Annotated in this window: 17 protein-coding genes; all 17 read right to left on the bottom strand. The window is 39.1% G+C overall.

Features of this window, described 5'->3' with window-relative positions; all coding sequences use genetic code 11:
* Positions 1-46: 46 nt before the first annotated feature.
* Entirely contained in the window at positions 47-1,435 is a 1,389-nt protein-coding gene (locus TSP02S_RS07200) for an endo-1,4-beta-xylanase (RefSeq protein ID WP_052465374.1), read from the bottom strand.
* A 10-nt stretch (positions 1,436-1,445) separates the two neighbouring features.
* Positions 1,446-2,309 carry a carbohydrate ABC transporter permease gene (locus TSP02S_RS07195; RefSeq protein ID WP_052465373.1) on the bottom strand — a complete coding sequence of 288 codons (864 nt, stop codon included), beginning with the start codon at positions 2,307-2,309 and terminating at the stop codon, positions 1,446-1,448.
* 1 nt (position 2,310) lies between these two features.
* Complete coding sequence (locus tag TSP02S_RS07190; protein WP_041083043.1) at positions 2,311-3,216, bottom strand: carbohydrate ABC transporter permease; 906 nt, start codon at positions 3,214-3,216, stop codon at positions 2,311-2,313.
* A 27-nt stretch (positions 3,217-3,243) separates the two neighbouring features.
* The gene (locus TSP02S_RS07185; RefSeq protein WP_041083041.1) at positions 3,244-4,485 is read right to left on the bottom strand and encodes an extracellular solute-binding protein; all 1,242 of its coding nucleotides are present in this window, start codon (positions 4,483-4,485) and stop codon (positions 3,244-3,246) included.
* 435 nt (positions 4,486-4,920) lie between these two features.
* Positions 4,921-5,817 carry a glycyl-radical enzyme activating protein gene (locus tag TSP02S_RS07180; RefSeq protein WP_041083039.1) on the bottom strand — a complete coding sequence of 299 codons (897 nt, stop codon included), beginning with the start codon at positions 5,815-5,817 and terminating at the stop codon, positions 4,921-4,923.
* A gap of 1 nt (position 5,818) precedes the next feature.
* Entirely contained in the window at positions 5,819-8,239 is a 2,421-nt protein-coding gene (gene hypD, locus TSP02S_RS07175; RefSeq protein ID WP_232503681.1) for a trans-4-hydroxy-L-proline dehydratase, read from the bottom strand.
* Between the two features lie 16 nt (positions 8,240-8,255).
* Positions 8,256-9,341 carry a M24 family metallopeptidase gene (locus TSP02S_RS07170; RefSeq protein WP_041083038.1) on the bottom strand — a complete coding sequence of 362 codons (1,086 nt, stop codon included), beginning with the start codon at positions 9,339-9,341 and terminating at the stop codon, positions 8,256-8,258.
* Positions 9,342-9,356: 15 nt separating this feature from the next.
* A complete protein-coding gene (locus TSP02S_RS07165; protein WP_041083036.1) occupies positions 9,357-11,249 on the bottom strand; it encodes a glycoside hydrolase family 127 protein in 1,893 nt (630 codons plus the stop codon).
* Positions 11,250-11,271: 22 nt separating this feature from the next.
* Positions 11,272-12,108: a carbohydrate ABC transporter permease gene (locus TSP02S_RS07160; protein ID WP_041083034.1), complete on the bottom strand. Its 837-nt coding sequence runs from the start codon at positions 12,106-12,108 to the stop codon at positions 11,272-11,274.
* Between the two features lie 18 nt (positions 12,109-12,126).
* Positions 12,127-13,008, bottom strand: coding sequence for a carbohydrate ABC transporter permease (locus TSP02S_RS07155; protein WP_198407749.1), 882 nt, complete (start codon positions 13,006-13,008; stop codon positions 12,127-12,129).
* 66 nt (positions 13,009-13,074) lie between these two features.
* Entirely contained in the window at positions 13,075-14,400 is a 1,326-nt protein-coding gene (locus TSP02S_RS07150) for an ABC transporter substrate-binding protein (RefSeq protein WP_144380743.1), read from the bottom strand.
* A 66-nt stretch (positions 14,401-14,466) separates the two neighbouring features.
* A complete protein-coding gene (locus TSP02S_RS07145; protein WP_041083030.1) occupies positions 14,467-15,807 on the bottom strand; it encodes an ABC transporter substrate-binding protein in 1,341 nt (446 codons plus the stop codon).
* Positions 15,808-16,150: 343 nt separating this feature from the next.
* Positions 16,151-17,002, bottom strand: a complete 852-nt coding sequence (locus tag TSP02S_RS07140; RefSeq protein ID WP_041083029.1) for a carbohydrate ABC transporter permease — start codon at positions 17,000-17,002, stop codon at positions 16,151-16,153.
* A gap of 5 nt (positions 17,003-17,007) precedes the next feature.
* Positions 17,008-17,892 carry a carbohydrate ABC transporter permease gene (locus TSP02S_RS07135; RefSeq protein WP_041084224.1) on the bottom strand — a complete coding sequence of 295 codons (885 nt, stop codon included), beginning with the start codon at positions 17,890-17,892 and terminating at the stop codon, positions 17,008-17,010.
* Positions 17,893-17,964: 72 nt separating this feature from the next.
* The gene (locus tag TSP02S_RS07130) at positions 17,965-19,287 is read right to left on the bottom strand and encodes an ABC transporter substrate-binding protein (RefSeq protein ID WP_041083027.1); all 1,323 of its coding nucleotides are present in this window, start codon (positions 19,285-19,287) and stop codon (positions 17,965-17,967) included.
* Between the two features lie 418 nt (positions 19,288-19,705).
* Positions 19,706-20,353 carry an L-ribulose-5-phosphate 4-epimerase gene (locus TSP02S_RS07125; RefSeq protein WP_041083025.1) on the bottom strand — a complete coding sequence of 216 codons (648 nt, stop codon included), beginning with the start codon at positions 20,351-20,353 and terminating at the stop codon, positions 19,706-19,708.
* Between the two features lie 13 nt (positions 20,354-20,366).
* Positions 20,367-21,425 (bottom strand): GntR family transcriptional regulator, encoded by a 1,059-nt coding sequence (locus tag TSP02S_RS07120; RefSeq protein WP_041084222.1) that lies wholly within the window; start codon positions 21,423-21,425, stop codon positions 20,367-20,369.
* Positions 21,426-21,597: the final 172 nt, after the last annotated feature.

Below are 21,597 nucleotides of genomic sequence, written 5' to 3'. Positions count from 1 at the left end.
TTTTCAATTGTCTTTGATTCTTTCGCGGTTAAAACATAGAGTTTAGTCATTCTTGGTCACTTTTATCCAAAACAATCACAAAATCGTTTGGTTTATTCTTGGATACATTTATGTCGAGAGTCCTTTCTTGATGAGCGTATTTAATATTTATTCGATATAATCCTGGGAATCCTGTGAAGATAACTATGCCATTTGTATCTGTTTGGGTGCTAATCGATGTCTTCCATTCCTTGTGAATGAGATCTTTTAAAACATAGTAGATGGGTTTCAATGTCAAATCATCTCTGAGAAAACCACTCCCAACTTGCCAGGCTCTGTAGAAATTCCAGTATACAATTGCTTCAACGGTAGGATGGCTGAAAAAGACTGTATAAAATATCTTAGCAATCTCTGCTTGAAGTTGTTCAGCAGTATTGACGTCTACATTGAAAGCCTCTATCACTGCGGATAAAGGAATTTGAAATTCTGTGATGTGTATCGGTTTACCGAGTTCTGCGATCTCATCTAACGCACTGTAGATTTTATCCAAGTTGGTAAGTTGATTTTTTATATCATTTGCATTAAAGATATGCGCTTCAACTCCAATGATATCAACTGGAACTTTTTCATCTATCAATTTACGAACAAGGGTAATGAATTTTTGACGTGTATCGTTGTTGGTTAATAATCCAAATTCGTTGAGTATAAGTTCGGCGTCTGGATCGACTTGCTTTGCAAGTTTATAACTCTCAGCAATATAGTTTTTACCAAGATTGTCAAACCACCTTTGAACAATCGGTTCATTTACGACGTCCCACATGTGTATTTCATTTTTGAATTCATTTACCTCTCGAACAATTCTCTTGTGTAGTAATTCTTCAACCTCTTTCCATTCATCATTTGCTCCTTTTGCTCGCACCCAGCCAGGTACACCTACACCGGGTGCGTTTCCCCAAACCAAAGTATGACCTTTCACAACGATATTATTATCATTGAGCCATTGAACTATCTTTTTCGTTGCATCAATCAGAGGTAAAAATCCCTCAGCTGGTTCATAATCAGCCCAGTAGAATGCCGGGACAGTTGCGCAATTGAACAATTCTATGTAGTATTTCTTGTAGACTTCTAAATCATTTTCTGAGATTGGTCTTGTTCCAAACCTCGAACCTCTCCTATAAAAATAAGGAGCATACGCAAAAATGAGGTATTCTGGGGCGTTCCCAAATAGAAATTCATGTGATAATTGATTACATTCCAGGTAAGCATTTTTCAAAACTTTACTTGATGAGTCAATAACTGTGATGCTCACAGGAACTTTTCTGTTTTTCTCGATTAACTTTTGATATATCTGAAGATCCACGTTAAGTAATATCTCTTGAGCATTCACAACAGTTTCTTCAAATAGCACAAGAGTCAGTGCAGCCAAAAAGAACCAAAGTACTCCCGAGAATTTCATAAAATCCACCTCATTTGCCAATAGAACTGAGCGATACACCTCGCATGAGATATCTGTGAAATACGACAAAGATAATCAGCACAGGTGCAACTGATATGAATGCAGCAGCCATAGATGGACCTATACCTCTATAAGGATCACCCCATCCTGCACTGAATCTAACAAGTGCTATTGGCAAAGTGAACTTACTCGACGATGTGAGTACTATCAAAGGCCATAGAAAACTATTCCAGGAACCTAAGAATGTCATTATGCCAAGTGTTACGAGTGCTGGTCTTATCAGTGGCACGATGATATTTGTCAGAATGCGAAAACGAGAACAACCGTCAATAACGGCTGCTTCTTCAAGTTCTCTTGGTATCCCAAGCATATATTGTCGAAGCATGAAAACACCAAAGGTTCCACCAAGTCCCGGCAATATCAGGGCAGAAAATGTGTTCATCAAGTGTAATCGATTGATTATGAAAAAATTTGGTACCAAAAACAACACAGATGGAAATGCCAATATCGCAACATATGACCAGAAAATAATCTTTTGTCCAGGAAACTTGAGTCTTGCAAGGGCATAGGCAGCAGGTATTGAAACTAATAGACCAGCGATTGTTGCTACTACAGCAACAACAAGACTGTTCCAGACAGATCTCCCAACATTTATACCTCCAGCTGCTTTTGCAACAGCTTTGTAATTATCAAAAGTGATCGGATTTGGTATCCATCGTGGGGGATTTTCTGTAATAGCGGTTGTTGTTGGTTTGAGTGAAGTGGTCAACATCCAAAAAATTGGAACGAACCACAGTATGCCAATAAGCCAAACAACCACGGAATATATAATCTTCCTAATGGTAGAACGTCGAATCTTCTTTTTGTGGTTCACCCTATTCCACCTCCGCTGATCTGACAGACTGCGTCAAGAGTGCCAGTTGAATTAAGCCAAAAATTATCACAATCATGAAGATGTACCAAGATATAGCCGCGGCACGACCGAGTTGTTGTCTTTCAAAACCGACTAAGTACAAATAGTAAACCATTGTTCGAGTGCTACCAGCCGGTCCTCCCGCGGTTAGAATATAGACTTGATCAAACAATCCGAAGGCCAGCAACACATGTCTCGCCACGTCAAAAAACATGACATTTCGTATCCATGGTAACGTGACATTCACAAACCTTTTCCATGGTCCTGCACCATCTATCTTGGCAGCCTCGTATTGCTCAGGGGGGATTCTTTGTAAAGCACCAATGTACAAAAGGACACTGAATCCAACTATCCACCAAGCTGTGATGATTATGATCCAAGTCCATGCCAAAGTCGCGCTCTTAAACCATGACATGGGATCGTTTATCAAACCGATCTTTTGTAAATAATAATTGGCCAAGGCAGCAGGTTGAGAGCCAAGTATCCAATCCCATGAAAACAGGATACCTATTGAACCAAAGAAGGCAGGCGAGACAAACGCAACAAGAGGCCATAGTTTCCCATACATTTTTTGATTTAAGATAAGCGCCAACATTATTCCCAACGCAACCGTTGTGGGCACACTGATTACTGCAAAGATTACTGTATTTTTTACCGTGTCCCAAAACCTCGAATCTTTCCAAACACGTACGAAATTCTCTAATCCAAGAAAACGTGGCTCTCCAAGAAGACGCCAATCGTGAAAACTCATAATCATACCGTATATCAACGGTGCAGCCACAAATAGAGCAAAAAAGAAAAGATGAGGGAGGAGAAACAGATAAGCTCCAACCCCCTTGCGAACATGTTTAGGCAAAGAAGATTTCATCGAATCTCATCTCCTCCCTACGTTTTTTCATTTTTTAACGCTTGACCAATAATCCTCGAGTATATCTCTAACCTCTTCTGCTGCTTGTTCCATAGCCTTTTCTGGAGTCACACGGCGTGTTATCAAAACATCTTCCAAATGAACAGCCACAGCATCAACAACTTCAGACAACAGTGGGAACATCTGGAATGTTTTCACGTATGGTAATTGTTGTGCCACAGCATAAATGTGCGGTAGTTTTTCTTTCAATTCTTGGCTCTGCGCAATTGATATTCTTGCCGGTGTTTGTCCTGCCGCATACCATTCAATTGCATGATCCCACAGATATTTAACCCATTTCATAGCAGCATCGAGAACCTTTGGATCTTCAACCATGACTCTTGTTAAGGCAAGAACATGAGATCCGCCGAAAACAGCCTTGTGAGTACCGAGTTGTGGAGCAGGCGCAGCACCAAAGTTTTCACCAAGAGCCTCTTTAAAAGCAGCTGCTGTCCAAATTCCAGTGATCAGAAATGTCGATTGACCACCAAGAAATACTGGACCTGGATCAACGCTGGCTTTTGGCAAATAACCTTTATCTTGAAGTTCCATCATAAATCTGAGTGCTTTAGCACCAGCTTCCATGAATGCCGGTTCCTTGAAATCTGGTGTTAAGAGGTCTCCACCAAATTGCCACAGATAGTGTACCCATATCCAGCTCCATGATGGGTTTTCATAGTAAGGAGTAACACCTTGTGGTGTAATCTTTTTGAGAGCTTCCAATGCAGCTAAAAATTCTTCTCTGTTTGTTGGTGGTTTATTCGGATCCAGACCGGCTTTGGCAAAATTGCCACGATTGTACGCCAAGTAAAATATCCAACAATCGAGTGGTATTCCGTAGATCTTTCCATTTTCCACCAAGCCTTCGATCAAACCTGGATAGATATCATTCACATCAATACCATATTGGTTGAGTTCTTGAGCAGTGAATGTTTTCAACAAATCCTTGAAGGCGGGTAACACATATTTTCTAGTGAACAAGACCTGTGGTGCTTGTCTTGTCGAAACTCCCGTTGACAATTTCATTTTGTACTCAAGATCATTTACCAAAACCAGATGAACGACTTCAACATCTGGGTTTTCAGCATTGAACTTCTGGATAATTCTGTCCATATATGCGCCATCTTCACCTGCAAGAGGCGTCATGAATGTCAAAGTGATCTTGGCGTTCACAATTGATATAACAAACAACAACATAATAACTGTCAAAATCATTTTCCTAAAATTCATAACCTTCACCTCCCCCAAACTTTCCACGTGATATTTGCTTAAAGGTAAATTTTCGTTTTTGAGAAATGTAGTTAGGTGTCTAAGTAAAACAGAAAGCTGGTAATAAAATCATCATAATCACCCCCAATTTTAAGAGTGAACCTCCGGGTTTCTGGGCACAGAGCTTTTTCAGTTAGACAGCTCATATTTGTACTTACGTAAAGAGGCATTTTTATCATGATTTTATATATGTGATATGAAAGGGGCATTCATTACTAGAGAAGTGATATGTACGTACATATTATGAAGTAACAAAATATGCAAAGTCAAGGTTAATAATTAGGAACTTTTCCTCATTTGATGGCCTTTGAAGGGATGATAACAGAATTTTGCTGATTTTTATGGATTTTCTCTGATTTTCTCTATATCTCTTTCAAGTTTATTTTTGGATCAATTCTATCCACCTATTTTCACATATAATCCTTGCGATTGTAGTTCGGTTTTTATTTTATGAACGATCTGGGCAAGATCATCTGTGGAGGCATTTTTTGTTTTTCTCCACAGTGCTTGATATTTTTCTGAAACATCGTGATATGGCAGTAAGTCTACTTCCAGATCGCCATCCAAAGATTTCACAAATTTTGTGAGTTCTTCAATATCCTGCTGTGAATCATTCACTTTGGGTATTACTGGCACACGTATTATGACCTCTTTTTTCTTTGAGATTAGAAATCTCAGATTTTTCTTTATAATGTCATTCTCAACACCTGTATTTTGTACGTGTTTTGTCTTATCAATGATTTTTATATCGTAAAGAAACAGATCAACGTATGGCAAAATCTTTTCTAAGTCTTCTGTGTTCGCGTAACCAGAGGTGTCAATTGTTACATGAATATGACGTGATTTGATTTTGGGAAGAACTTCAAGTAAAAAATCGATCTGAAAAAGCGGCTCGCCACCAGAAAAGGTGACGCCGCCACCAGATTGATCAAAGTACATAGTATCTTTTTCAAGTTCTTCCAGGATATCTCCGGGTTCCATGTATTTTCCTATCAATTTCAAAGCATCTGTCGGACAAATTTGTGCACATCTACCACAAAATGAACATTGATCTTTATTCAATATGAGTTTAGTCTCTTCAAAGTTCAAAGCCTTATTTGGACAAGTTGTAACACAAGATTGGCAATGAATGCATTTATATCTTGTCCACATCAACTCAGCAAATGGGGATATACCTTCTGGATTGTGACACCACCAGCAAGATAAAGGACAACCCTTCATGAAAATCGTTGTTCTTATACCAGGACCATCATGAATGGCGAATCTCTGTATGTTAAATATCAATCCATGCATATCAAAATTCTCCTTGTTCTGTTCTGGCGATTATCTCATCTTGTAATCCTTTCGGAAGGCTCACAAAATAATCACTGTACCCTGCAACCCTTACCATCAAATCTTCAAAATCATTTGGTCGCTTTTGTGCTTCTTTTAATAATTCCGAAGAGACCACATTGAATTGCACGTGATGTCCACCCATTCTGAAATATGTCCTTATTAATTTACCGAGTTTTTCCAAATTATCTTTCTTCTTGACTAAATCAGGCGTGAGTTTCTGATTCAACAAAGCCCCACCAGTTTTATCCCAATCACACTTACAAACAGATCTGAAAACAGCAGCTACACCTTTTTTGTCGACGCCTTGAACCGGTGAGATACCCTCTGAAACCGGTGTACCAGCTTTTCTGCCATCTGGTGTGGCACCTGTGACACTTCCAAAATAAACATGAACTGTCGTTGGTAAAAAGTAACATCTTTTAGATGCCTTTCTGATGGGCGAAGCAGGATAAGATTCAACCATATAAACAATTTGATCAACAAACTTTTTGGCAATGTTATCAACGTAATCATCGTCATTCCCAAATTTTGGAGTTTTATTCAAAAATACCTGCCTCATGTATTCATAACCTTCAAAGTTCTGTCTCAGGGCTTTCATCAACTCTGAGTAGCTGAATAGTCTTTTTTCAAAAATATTCCACTTCATAGACGCAAGACAATCCACAACTGTACCAAGTCCAACCAACTGGATGTACTGAGTATTATAGCGAGTTCCACCAGCGTTGTAATCCTTTGCATTTTCTACACAATCCTCAATCCACAAAGATAGAAATGGAACAGGTAAGTATTTCGCATACAAAGCCTCAATGATATCGTTGCCTTTCATTTTAATATCTAAAAAATACTTCAGTTGAGTCATGAAAGATTCCCAGAGTTCTTCAAAACTACTCGGCTCTTTAGTCTCAACTCCAATGCGTTTACCAGTTCTTGGATCTACTCCACCATTGAGTGTTATTTCAAATATCTTAGGCAAATTCAAATATCCAGTAAGAATATACGCTTCTTTTCCAAGAGCTCCTGTTTCAACACAACCACTAACACCTGATTCTCTTGCGTCTTCAAGTGTTTTCCCTTGCCGCAACATTTTAACAATGATTCTATCGTAATTAAACAAAGGTGGCTCACCAAAACCAGGTGAGAGAACTTCTAAAGCCTTTAAAAGAAAATCATCTGGATTTTTGTCGCTGAGTAAAACTGCTGTGTTTGGTTGTAATGTTCTCATTTCATTGAGCACTTCAAGTATTAGATATGACAACTCATTCACTGCATTTGAGCCATCTGTTTTCAGACCGCCAATGTTGATTTTAGAAAAATCGTTGTATGTAAAACTTTCTTCCGCTGTTATCTTTACCTTTGGCACTGAAGGCTGGTTGTTGAATTTAAGCCAGAAAGCTTGCAGAAGCTCTTTTGCTCTTTCGCGCGTCAATCTACCTGAATTCATATCTCTTTCAAAAAGTTTGTATATATGCTGATCCAACCTTCCGGGTGTGAAGGAATCCCATGGGTTCGTTTCATATGTTATTCCAACATGAATGAACCAATAATGTTGAAGTGCTTCCCAGAAATTTTCCGGAGCATGTGCAGGGACCTTTTCACAGATCTTAGACATTTCTAAGAGTTCTTCTTTCCTTCCTTTATTCACTTCATTCTCAGCAAGTTCTTTGAGTTTTTGTGAATATCGCTTAGCATATATTAATATTCCATCAGCGGCTATATCCATGGCTTTTAGTTCTTCTATCTTTTCAAGATAATCTGGGTCAGAAATGTTCAGTTTTTCAATTTGTTCTTTTATCTTCCTTTTTATATCAAGAACTCCTACCTTGAAGATTTTGCCACCTCCAGAAGTGTGACCTGGTGCCCGTTGCTCCATGAACTCCGTCCAAATGCCAGCTTCATATGCATCTTTCCATTCCTGAGTCATGTTTTCAAAAATAATATCTCTCATCGCCTGTCCTTGCCAGAAGGGTATTATTTCTTCTTCGTATACCTTACGTGTCTGATTGTCGACCTGAAACGGCATATTTTTTCTTGTTGCCAGTGTCTTGAGATCTTCCAAGGTATGAACGCATATTTCTGGATAAGTGGGAACTTCTTTTGGTCCTGTCCCTCTGATGCCAACTATTAACTGTCCATCTTCAACTGGAAGGCTGCAATTTTCCATGAGATATTTGAAAGCCATTGCGCGCAGCACTGGATAGGAAACGTTCTTAGGTGCTTTGGTTTTGTAGAAATCTGTTATCAATTTTGCGCGCTCAACAGATATCTTTTCTTTGGATTTTATACTCTCTTCTCTCAGTTTTTTGACTCGATCATTCATAGGTTTTATACTCAAACGTCTTTGCTCGATTTCTTCATAAATCTTTGTTTCCAAAATGATCACCTCCTATGAAAAATTTTCAGAGACTGATGAGATCCTCGCTCAAAGCTGTTATTTTTTCAAAACAACTATCGCGAACAATTACATCATTTTCAATCCTTATACCAAATCTTCCTGGTATATAAATACCTGGTTCCACAGTGATCACAGCTCCTGATGGTAATGGTTCATCAAACAGTGGTCCCATTCTCGGTGATTCATGAACTTCAAGTCCTATTCCATGTCCCAAGCCATATTTGAAACAGTATTGGGCATACTTACTTTGAAGAATAACCTGTCTTGCTACCTGATCGATATGCTTCGCAATTACTCCAGCTTTACCTTCATTTGTAGCCTTTTGGAGTGATTCATTCACAAGATTATAACACTCTATTATTTCTTTGGAAGGTTTACCCAAAAATACCATTCTTGTTATATCACAACAATAACCATCTACTCGAGCGCCGAAATCAAATAGAATCAATTCGCCATTTCTCAGTTTTTTTTCTGCTGGTTTTACATGTGGTTTTGAAGTACTTGCTCCAGAACCAACAAGAGTCTCAAATCCAACCTGAGCACCGAGTTTCTTGATTCTGTACTCCAGTTCAGCGCATATTTCAATTTCCGATACGCCCTCTTTTATAAAATTGAGTGTCTCTAAGAAGGCTTTTTCAGCTATCCTACTTGCAGCATGTATCTTTTCTATTTCTTCCTCGGTTTTTATTGAGCGCATACTATAGAGCATTCCATCAATTGGTACGAATCTAACGTTCAATTTCTCGTTTAATTCATTATAAGTCTTACAATCAAGTCTTTCAGCCTCAAAACCTATCACTTTTGCGGATAATTTATCCAAAAAATCCGCGACAGTTTTGATCAGTTTACCCTCGGTATGTTTAATTAGAACAAAATCACTTTCCTGTTCCGCTTGTTCAAAATATCTTGAATCAGTGATTATGTAATTACAATCATCGCGAATTATCAAGATACTACACGAACCTCTAAAACCAGATAAATAAAAGGTATTAGCAGTTGACGAGCTCTCATAATTCCAAATCATCACTGTGTCGATATCTTTACATACAGAAGATCTAAGAGAATCTAACAATTTTTGTGCTCTGTTCATACATGTTTCTCCCTTCTATATCAATCTTATCCAAACAACCATTGGCTTTGGATCTCTGTTAGCCCACAAACAATATGGAACGAGTTTGAATTCAACGGGTTTATCGACTTTCAACTTTCTCATCGGTACATAGAGTTTCCCCTTCCAGTCATCCATATCACAGGCAAACCCTTTTCCGGAAATTGAGACGATCTTGCCCAAATTGGTAATATTCCCGTACTCGGCATGTAAGTCTGGTTTCTCATGATTCAATCTCAAGGCACGGACCTCGAAATTGTTATCTACACCTTCTGCACAATAAACAACAGGTCCTCTCTTGACAGCGGCTCTGCCCCTGTTTTCTTCCACAAATGGATGACTTCGAATCATTTCAACAGGCATTGAGAAGAATAAATCTATAGAGTCTCCTTTTCCCCAAGCCTTTTTCAGTTCAATAAAACCGTTCTTGGGCTTAGCATTTATCGTTTCGCCGTTCAGTTTAATCGAGAAATCTTCAGCCCAGCCAGGTATCCTCAAGCAGATTGATATTTCTTTTGTGACTTCACACTTATCAAAATGTATGTTCACTTCCTCAGACCATGGATAATCTGTTTCCATTATCATTTTTATGTTTCCAAAGCGCGTACTGATATTTGCTTTATTCCTTTCGTAAAAATTGACAAAGATTTTTGATTCATCTTTTGACACCGAATACATATACCCAGGTAACGAAGTAATGAGTCTTGCGATATTCGGAGGACAACAAGCACATTCAAACCATTCTTTTCTCCTATGAGTACCATCGTTCTCCAATGGGTTATCGTAGAAATAATGCTTTCCATCCAAAGAAATACCCGAAAGTAGTCCGTTGTAAAGTACCTGTTCCATGGTGTCTACGTATTTACCATCACCAGTTGCCAGAAACATCCTATAATTCCACATAAAACTTGCAATCGCCGCGCAGGTTTCTGTGTATGCTCTCTTATTCGGCAATTCATATTCTTTGCCGAAGGCTTCCCACTCAGATCGGGACCCACATCCGCCAGTGATATGCATTTTCTTTTGAACAAGATCATTCCACAATCTTTCAAGAGCTTGCCAGAGATCTTTTGCACCGGTTTCAAGATAAACATCGGCGGCTCCACAGCATAAATACAACATTCTAACAGCATGACCGACCAATTCTTCAAGTTCAATAAAAGGTTTATGATCAACAAAATATTCTGGTGTTATTCCAGGATACTTTGAGCTACTTGCATAACCTCTTCCACGCGCGCGTACAAAATAATCTGCAAGCTTCAGATATCTGAGATCATCTGTTTCCCTGTACAATTCAACAAGAGCCATCTCAACCTCTGGATGGCCATCGAGCTCTGGTCTCTTATTTGGTCCGAAGAGGCTGTCTATGTGGTTTGCAAATTTTTTGGCTATCTTGAATAGTGAATCATTGCCTGTGACTCTTTTGTGTGCAACAGCAGCTTGGATCAAATGGCCTGCGCAGTACATTTCATGAGACCAGCCAAGTTCTGTCCATCTTTCGTTTCTTTTATCTTTGGGATAATAGCTATCTACATAACCATCATCATCCTGAGCATCTCTGATTTCCTCGATAGCTGTATCAAGGACTTTCTCAAGTCTCACATCTTTTCTTGTTGCAAAAAGATACGAAACTGCTTCAGCCCATTTGTGTACATCAGTGTCGTTGAAGCGAAACCCCTGGAAAGTACCTTTCTTTTTACCAGATGCAAATCTCAAATTGTCTATCCTTCCTGTTTTTTCGAGCATTTCATACATACTCGGCAGAGTTACATTAGCTGCTCTTTCAAGATAACCACCAAGAAAGCCAGATATCTGAACATCAGATATCTCTACACCCCTCAAAACTGCATACGGACTTTTCCGTGTGTCAACAGGTACTTTATTTTGCATATTTACTCTCCCTCCCTCACAATTATTTCATTCCAGTCATCACTATACCGCGCTGGAAATAATTTTGTCCGATGAAATATATCAGGATAGGCGGAATCATTATCACTGAAGAAGCTGCCATTAACAGATTCCACTTTGTACTGTAAGCACCACGGAATATTGTCAAACCAACTGCCAATGTGTATTTGTTTGCGTCATTTAAATAGATGATCGGTCCCATTAAATCTCCCCAGACTCCTAAGAAAGTGAAAACAGCTACAGTTATTAATGCCGGTTTTGAAAGTGGTACAACTATTTTCCACAGAACTTGCCAGGGTGTTGCACCATCAAGGTAAGCTGCTTCATCGAGTTCTATTGGTAATCCCGCAAAGAACTGTCTTAACATAAAGATGTAATAGGCGCTACCACCAAACCAAGCAGGGACTGTTAAGGGTAGATAAGTATTCACAAAACCAAGTGATTTCCACAGGATAAACGTTGGAATTAATGTAACTGCATAAGGTATCATTAAAGAAGTCAAAATCACAAAAAATAACAAATCTCTACCACGCCAACGTAATCTGGAAAACGCAAAGGCTGCCATTGGAGCTGTCAACAAAGTACCAGCTTCTACAAAGAACAACACGATCAATGTGTTGAGCAGATATCTGAAGAATGGCATTGCTGTCAAGGCTTGCGGATAGTTCTGCCATCTGAACGGTTTAGGGATCCACTCAAGTGGCATTCTGAAGATTTGACCAGAAGACATCAAGGAACTCCTGATAAGCCAAATGAAAGGCAATAAATATACTACTGAACCAAGTACCAATATGATGAAAGTAACAGCCTTACCTGTGAGAAGGTTTGTTTTTCTTGCCACTTCATACACCCCCAAGATTCATTTTCTCAGAGCTTCGTAATAAACCCAGTATCGAGATGTTCTGAATATAATAACGGTCAGACATATTATTATTGCAAAGATAATCACCGACAATGCACACGCATACCCCATCTTTCCATACTGAAATCCATTGAGAAAGATATAGTATGTGTAAAACATACTCGCATAATTTGGCCCACCACTGGTCATGATGTACGCTTGCGTAAATCCACCTTGCAATGCACCTATGATACCCATGAGTAAATTAAAGAATATGGTAGGTGTCATCATGGGGATTGTGACATGGCAAAGCCTGTGCCACCATGTTGCGCCGTCAAGCATAGCCGCTTCATAGAGATATTCTGGTATACCCTGTAAACCTGCAAGAAAAATAGTTATTGTATAACCCACAGTCCAGGTACTCATTACAATAAACGCGGGTATCACTTGTTTCTCGTCGTATATCCATTTCAATGCCGGTAGACCTATCGATTTGAAAATATAATTTAGTAAACCAAACTGAGGATGATACAAAGTCAACCACACCATTGCAACTGCAACAGATGGTGTAATCGATGGTATAAAGAAAAATGTTCTAAAAAGTGATCTCCCTGGAACCTTCACATTTAATAACAATGCCCAGAAAAAGCTGACAACCAAACTGGCTACTACACTCCCAATTGCGTAATAAAAAGTGACAAAAAGTGATTTTCTGAATATGAAATCGTTGAAAAGTTTTGTGTAGTTTTCCCATCCTATCCATTGAGGTTTTCCTGCGAGTGACCAGTTTGTGAAGCTCATGAATATCGCAGCAATTGTCGGTCCAAGTACCCACAGAAAATATCCAAGAATTCCCGGTAAAGCGAGCATAATACCCCATTTTGTCTCAAATTTTCTCAAATTTCTTCACACCCCTTCCATATAAAACAGAGGGGGAATATCCCCCTCTGAATAAAAACAAAATGATTACTTATCATACCTTCCGGCCAAGAGTGGTCTAATCTTTTCAGCAGCTTCTTTACAGACCTTAGCGATATCTTCTTGTCCATAGAAAATTCTGCTCATTTCTTGAACAACTATTGTATTGATTTCTGCGACATTCTTCAAATATGCATTTGGATATGGTTTTGCATACTTGTAATAATTCACAACTGCATCTTTGTATTCTTTAGGATGTACCTGTGGATTCAGCCACTTATTGATGTATTCTTCCTTTGTGTACCAGTCAAGTGTAGTTGGTTGCCACAAACCGCTTCTGACCACTTCTGCAACTTGATCTGGGTTCTGAATGAATTTATAAAACTCCCACGCGGCTTGTAACACTTCTGGGTCATTTTTGACAGCATCTTTGAATATACCAATCGGTGCCCCTTCCACTCCGGTGACAGGAGTCTTCATGTATGGAAGTGGCGCTACACCAAATCTCATACCTTCTTCTTTGGCTATCTGTGCAGCTTCTTGCATCGCCCATTGACCATCAAGGACCATGGCGACTTGACCAGTTTGTAAAGCGACATTCAGACTCGGAAAGGCATCTGCTGCAGCTGGTGCTATGGCAGCATAATCTTTATAAATCAAATTGTATATTTTCTGAATAGCTTCAATAGTTGCAGGGGAATCTAACATAACCTGTTTTCCATCTTCACTCACTATATCTCCGCCGTTAGACCATAAGAGAGGATACAAAACCCACGGACTTGTTCCTCCACCACCGATTGCTGCACCATACTGAACGATATTCTTTGGGTCAAATCCTGGGTCAGTAGGTCTTCTACCTTTGTTGTCAAATGTCAACTTCTTGGCGGTCTCAACAAATTTGTCCCATGTCCATTCCTCTGGTTTTGTTGGTGGATATGGAACTTTTGCCTTGTCAAACAAATCTTTGTTGTAGTATGTGATCATAAATTCTGCGGCAAAACTCACACCTGCTAATTTTTTGCCGCCATCGAACTTCCAGTACAGCTGAGGTAATTTATTCACAATTATTGGATCTGGATCCTTCTGGAGTAATTCATTCAGATCTACTAGAATTCCCTGTGCTGCCCATCCAAGTGCACGACTTTCTACAAGATATGCCAAGTGCGGTGGTTCACCAGAAGCAATCATCGCCGAGAGTTTCTCCAAATACTGTGGAATGTGCATCGGTATGACTTTGATATTAGGATGAAGTTGGTTGAATTTTTCACAGGCTTGCGTCACGATTTTTGCCTCGAGTTCATCTCCCCAAAAGGCAAACTTCAATTCAATAACCTTTGCCGAGACCAGTATCGTGAAAATTAACATAACTATCATGACAAACCTCAACTTCACATTACCCACCTACCTTTCAATTTGAAATGGAATAAATAGTAACACCGATTACTTATCATACCTTCCGACGAGTAGTGGTTTTAATTTTTCAGCGGCTTCATTGCACACTTTTTGGATATCTTCATTTCCATAGAAGATTCTTGTCATTTCCTGACCAAAAATCGTGTTGATCTCCGCGGAATTTTTCAAATATGCCACTGGGTATTTTCTTGCATAAGGATAATAGTCAATAACAGCTGCCTTGTACTCAGATGGATGTATTTTTGGATCCATCCATTTTTTGATATATTCTTCTTTCGTATACCACTCGATAGTCGTGGGTTGCCACAAACCGCATCTTATAAGCGGTAAAACATTCTCAGGGTCTTGAATGAACTTATGAAACTCCAAAGCTGCTTGAAGGACTTCAGGACTTTTCACGGCATCTTTGAAGATAACTATGGGAGTACCGATTACACCAGTAACAGGCTTCTTGAAATATGGGAGTGGCGCTAAACCGAGTTTGAGTGACCCTTCTTTAACCATTTCTCCTGCTTCTTGCATTGACCATTGTCCATCGATCACCATTGCTACCTGGCCAGTTTGTAAAGCTATGTTTGTGCTTGGAAACGCATCGGACACAGTTGGTGGGGCAGCAGCATGATCTTTATAGATAAGATCATAAATCTTTTGAAGAGCTTCCATAGTTTCGGGAGAGTTTATCATCGGTTTTGTTCCAGTCTCATCTGCGATGTCTCCACCATTGGACCAAATCAATGGTATCAACGGGCACCACCATAATGGTATAACTGCTCCATACTGTACAATATTATCGGGGTCAAATCCTGGGTCAGTAGGTCTTCTACCTTTGTTGTCAAATGTCAACTTCTTGGCAGTCTCAACAAATTTGTCCCATGTCCATTCCTCTGGTTTTGTTGGTGGATATGGAACTTTTGCCTTGTCAAACAAATCTTTGTTGTAGTATGTGATCATAAATTCTGCGGCAACCGTGATACCTGCTATTTTCTTTCCCTGATCGTATTTCCAGTATAACTCTGTTAGTTTGTTTGAAAGAAGGGTGTCCTGTTTAATTGCTTCTGTTAAATCGTAAAGAATACCCTTAGAAGCCCAGTCCAAAACATTTGGCTCGTATAAATATCCTATGTGTGGTGGTGTACCACCTGCGATCATAGCCGTGAGTTTTTCAATATAGTTTGCGGGAATGTGCATTGGTACTACTTTAATATTAGGGTGCGATTTATTGAATTTTGTACAAGCTTCGTTGACAACCTGTGCTTCAAGATCAGTTCCCCAGAAGGTAAACGTTAATTCGATAACCTTAGCCCCGAATATTCCAGTCGCAAGTGCTAATAACATAACAAAGATGAAAAGATTTCTCAGAACTCTCATGGATTTTATCCCTCCTCTCTGTGTTCTAACATTCCCCTCACTACACTTTTGAGTCTGTATAAAATGTACATATCAAAATAAATAGTTGAAAAATATGCAAAAGAACCTAAAAATCCGCGCGGATCTTGAGAGAATACGTACGTACATATATGACTCTACATTAATACTGTTTTACCAGTCAAATCCAGTATAAAATGGATTTTAGTAAAAATAATTCAAAATAAGCGATTCTTTATTGATATGATCCAGGTTACTTGTTTTTACTCGTGATTGCTTTAGTTTTTACTATACGTTAATGTGAAAAGGACTGATTGTAGTTATTTTTGAATAGTTCAAATTGAGCCTATTTTACCGCACCGAGAGTTAATCCTCTAATCAAATAGCGTTGCGTTATAAGGGCAAAGATTATAACTGGTAACATTGTAACCAATCCTGCAGCGGAGAGAGGTCCCCAGGCAACTCGCCAGCCAGTTATGTATCTGCCAAGGTAAACGGGTAAGGTTTGGGCTGAAGCGTTACTTGTCAGTACGAGTGCGAGCAAGAATTCTCCCCAGCTCTGTATGAAAGCCAAAATTGCCGCGGCGGCAAGACCGGGTGCGCTCAAAGGTAAGACTACCTGCAGAAATGCTTTTGTTCGCGATGCTCCATCTATGTAAGCAGCCTCTTCAATTTCCTGAGGGATTTCGTTGAAGAAGGATATCAACAACCAGATTGAAAGAGCAGTAGTTGGTACAAGATAAGGAAGGATGAGTGCCCACCAAGTGTTCAGGAGTGAAATCTTTGAAAAGATAACATACAGGGGTATAGCACTCGCTATAGGCGGTAAGAATCTCATTGAAATGAACCAACCAGCAAGGCCTGTACCACCTATCTTTGTTCTGGAAATTGCATAGGCAGCAAATGCTGCAATAATAGTTGATACTAAAGAAGTTGTAGTGGCAACTACAACGCTGTTACGCAGAAAAGGAATTATACCTGCTATTGATGTTGTTGTAGTACCAAAAGTAGTTGAACCAGTGCCAAGGAAATTCGACAATGTGAATTTCGATGGCCAGAATGTAGGGGGTGCTGTGAACCATTCAGATTCTTGCTTAAATGCAGTTATAACAAGCCAGTATATGGGAAACAGAAAAATTGCAAGAACAATCAATGCCACACAAAATCTTACAACTTGGATAATTCTTTTTCGACTCACACCGATCACTCCTTGGAAAGTCCAAGTTCTCTACCTATGTTCAGAATTTTTGTTAAAGTATTTATCAAAATACCACTGACAATGACAAGAATTACGCAAAGCGCTGAACCGTATCCTATGTTCCAACCATACGAGACAGTTACTTTGTAAGCGTAAAAACTCCACGTTGAAGTTGCCGAACCCGGACCACCATAGGTTGTCATATAAACACTATCAAAAGTTCTCAAAACATCTATCACTCTCAGTAATAAAGTTACATAAAGTATGGGCCTTAGGAGTGGTAGTTCAATGTGTAAAAACAACCTCCATCCACTTGCACCATCAACTTTTCCAGCGTCAAGTATGTCTTTTGGCAGGGCTTGCAAAGCGGCGTACAATATAAGAAATACAAAAGGTGTCCACTGCCAGATTTCGACGATCATCACTGCTGTGCGAGCGCTGTTGATTTTGCCAAACCATTCGATTGGTTGTAGCCCAAAGAGACTTAGAAAGTAGTTTATAGGACCAAATATGAAGTTGAACAACATTTTCCAACCAAAACCTCCGACTGCCGCAGGTACCATCATGGGAATCAAGAACAATGATCTCAAAGTTTTCTCGGCAAATAAGCCGCGAATCAAGTAAGAAAGCCCCAGACCCAGAACCATCTCTACTGGAACAGCTATCAAAACCATTAAAGCAGTGAATTCTATTGAAGAAAGAGCGAGTTGATCACGGATAATGTCTGTGTAATTTTTAAACCCGATGAATTGACCTGTGCCAGCTTTTGAAAGATCAAGATTTGTGAAGGAATTGTAGATCATATATACAAAGGGATAAATAGTCATAACGAGAAAAAGAATAATAGCTGGCAATACCATGAACAGACCAGTTTTTCTGCGCGCTGTCATCAACTTCGTCCCCTCCTTGAAAGGAAAAAGAATATAAAGGGTAGGCACTTGCTGCCTACCCCAAGTTCACATTCACTTTGCAAGGACTTTTTCCCACTCGGCTGCCAGCTTATTTAGTGTGTCAAGCGTTAGAGGAAGTTCACCAGAAAGGATTTTTGCAAAATTAATGTTACTGATATCCTCAAGTCTTGGTTCTTCTGGTATTCTGGGCCTGAATGTTTCATCGGCATAAATCGATGGAAGAACTTTTACCCATGGTATAGCCTTTTGTGCTTCTATATCTTCAAGGGTGGATTTTCTCACAGGAGCGATTGCGAATCTGATGAGCTTTTCTTTATCTGCCCATTTTGATGTGGCAAACTGAATGAATTTGAAAGCGGCTCTTTGTTTTTCAGGTGAGATGAATTTATTTATGCCAAGAGCCCAGTTACCAGCCACAGAACGTCCTGGCATTGGTGCGATACCGATCTTTTCATCTGCTGGCTGCAATGCTGGTGAAGATTTAAATTGTAGATATGGATTAGTCCATTGTGGTACCATCGCAACTACACCTTTTGCAAAGTACTCAAGTGTTTCTCCATAATCTGATCCAAGTGGGTCCGGTGAATACGGCATGAGAGCCTTCATATCTTCAAATGCTTTTAAGCCTAAATCACTTGCAAACGCAGGTTTTTTGTCGGCAGTGAAATAATCTCCATAGTCAAGATCGACTGGTCCAAAACGATTTAAACCTTCGACACTTCTTCTGTACGGTCCAAAGAAAATCAAATACATATAGAACATTGTATGTGTTGTTGGGAACATCAAGGCTATACCATATTGTGTTGGAGAATTTTTGTTATAAGATTTTGTGAAAAATCTTGCAACGTCCACAGCTTCTGCCCAAGTGGTTGGAACTCTTAACGGTCTGCCAAACATTTTTTCAAACTCTTCTTTGTACTTTGGGTTTTCAAAGAGATCTTTTCGGTAGTAAAACAACATAGTGTTGTTGAAATACGGAAAGCCAACGAGCTTACCATCCCAAATGCCCAGATTCTTCGCGAGTGGCAATAAATCATCCATATCATAATTTGGATCCACGAGATCTGGATTTTGCTTAATGAATTCAAACAGATCTACACAACCTTGGCTGACTGCCCCTGCTGTCATGACATCCCAGTTGAAGACGTCAAAGGCACCGGATTTTGCACTTATATCTGCGAGAATTCTTGGATACAGTACTTCCCAAGACAGTGTGGTGACTTCAACTTTGATATCTGGGTTTTTCTTCATGAATTCTTCTGCCAACCATTTTAATGAATCGGCATTATCGGAACATGCAACTACACTTACGGTGATCTCTGCAAAGACAAGTGCACTCAACACTATCAAGATAAAAAGCAAAACTTTTTTCATGATAACACCTCCCCCTTAGATTTTTTGTGTTCAACACAATGAAATGATTGATCAACTATTTCCACTGAAGAACACAACAAAAATCGCGGCGTTTAGAAGAGTGTTATTTGTACGTACATTATCATGACAATTATACACAGCTGCAAGATTATGCTCAAATGCTAAAAACAGATGTGTATGACATAAAAAGGCAAAACATTAGTAGATATTTTATTATTTCGTTTGATTTCTTTCATTTTCTCTATTTCTCTTGAATAATCTTCTGATCGAACAAGAAAATGTCACACAAATGTTCTTAATTGTGTTGTATATTTGAACTGAATTCATCAAATTGACGACTTATCTTTCATATCAGGAAAATCTCAACGGGAATTTTGCTGTTTTCAGAAAAGGCAAATGAAAACACAGAAACTCTTCTCTATAAGTTATTTGCCTGTCCATATTTTGTGTGGTATTGTTTGTTCAATCTGTCAACTTCGGAAGGGTCTAAAGGTTCTACATGATGATTTGCCATTGCAAAATAACTCATCTTTGATATTTCTTCCAGAAACACCGCCTTTTTCACGGCGTCATCTAAGGATTTACCCACCACTATTACTCCATGTTTTCTGAGTAAAACTGTTCCAGATTTTCCGATCACTTTTAGCACAGCTTTACCAATTGCTTCAGATCCCACTGGGGCATATTCTGTAACTGGGATCTCTTCGCCAAAAACATCTGCGTGCGCTGTGCACAAAACTGGTATGCATTTTTCGCGTACTGCAAAAACAGTTGCAAAGGTAGAATGTGTGTGTATGATGGATTTTGCCCATTCTATATTTCTGTATAAATACAAGTGGGTTGCAGTATCAACAGATGGTTTCATATTTCCTTCTATGACATTGCCATACAGATCTACAATAATCATGTCAGAAGGCTTCAAAACTGAATATGCCACACCAGAAGGCTTGATTATCACATGATCTTTAATTCTCAAACTCACATTTCCACTTGTATAAGCAACTAAATCATATTTTTCAAGTGTCAAATGAGCTTCGTAAAGTAACTGCTTTTCCATTTCATACATATGATCACCCCATTCAAGTGGTCTTAGGACTACAAACAGAACTTCTTTCTATCAATTCAGGTTGCATTACATACCTTTCGGACTTCTGACCATGCAGCATTCCCAACAAGATTTCCACGGCTTTTCTTCCCACATCTTCCTTTGGATGGGCAAAGGTTGTGAGCATTTCTCTGAAATCACCTATGGGTGCATCATCGAAACCAATCACGGATATGTCATCTGGTATGTTCAACCCAAGTCTTTTTGCCACCAATTGAACTTGCAAGGCTGTGGCATCGTTATAACAAAAAATGGCCGTTGGTCGCAACTGTTTAGGCATATTCAGAAGTTCATATGCACTTTGCATCGGAGCTCCAGTAAATTCAGAGACGTTGAATGATTTCTCATAAATTTTTTCAAAACCAAGTTGTTTTGCGCAATCGATAAAACTTGAAGCTCTCACAACACTCGGTAGATGTATAGACTTGTAAAGAACTGCAACTCTTTTATGGCCGAATTGGTGAAAAATTTCAGCGGCTTTTGCACCACCATATGCATCATCCAGAGTGACACTACCTGCACCATCTATTTTCCAATTACTGTGGACCAAGACAACCTTTATACCTTCTTTTACCAGTGTCTCCACATAATCTTTGTTCGATCTTTTCGTTGCACTGCACACTGGATCTATTATCAAACCAGTTACGCCAGATTCTACCCATTCTGTTATTATTTGTCTTTCTTTATTTGGATCTTCCGAAGCGTTTCCTAACAACATTTTGTATCCATTTCTAAACAAGTAGTCCTCTGCCCCAAGAACAACATAGGGAAAGATATAACTGGTTATTTGTTGAACGATTATTCCCACAGTTTGATTTTCTCTTTCAGCATTTACAAATGTTCCAACGCCAGGTTTTCGAACGATGAATCCCTTCACAGCAAGTCTATCGAGGGCCTTTCTCACAGTTTCTCTACTTGCGTCAAATTTCTCCATCAGTTCTTTTTCCGTTGGCAACTTGACACCTAAAGAATATCTTCCTGATTTAAGTTCCTTTATTAAGGACTGTTCAATTAGTTTGTATTTTGGGACTATGGCTTTCACCTCCAAGCAAAGGTACGTACATTATTTTACGCTCATTTCAAAGGCAAGTCAAGTTTACAAATATTTTTAAATATTCTCAATGATTTCTTTGAGCTATGCAAAAAATCGATATTCATTGATACACAAATTGAGTGTAGAATTTGCAAGGAGGGATTAATTAGAA

This window comes from Thermotoga profunda AZM34c06 (assembly GCF_000828675.1).
Lineage (GTDB): Bacteria > Thermotogota > Thermotogae > Thermotogales > DSM-5069 > Pseudothermotoga_B > Pseudothermotoga_B profunda.
The sequence above is the reverse complement of the archived record's forward strand: the minus strand, read 5'-3'. Positions and strand labels throughout refer to the sequence as shown.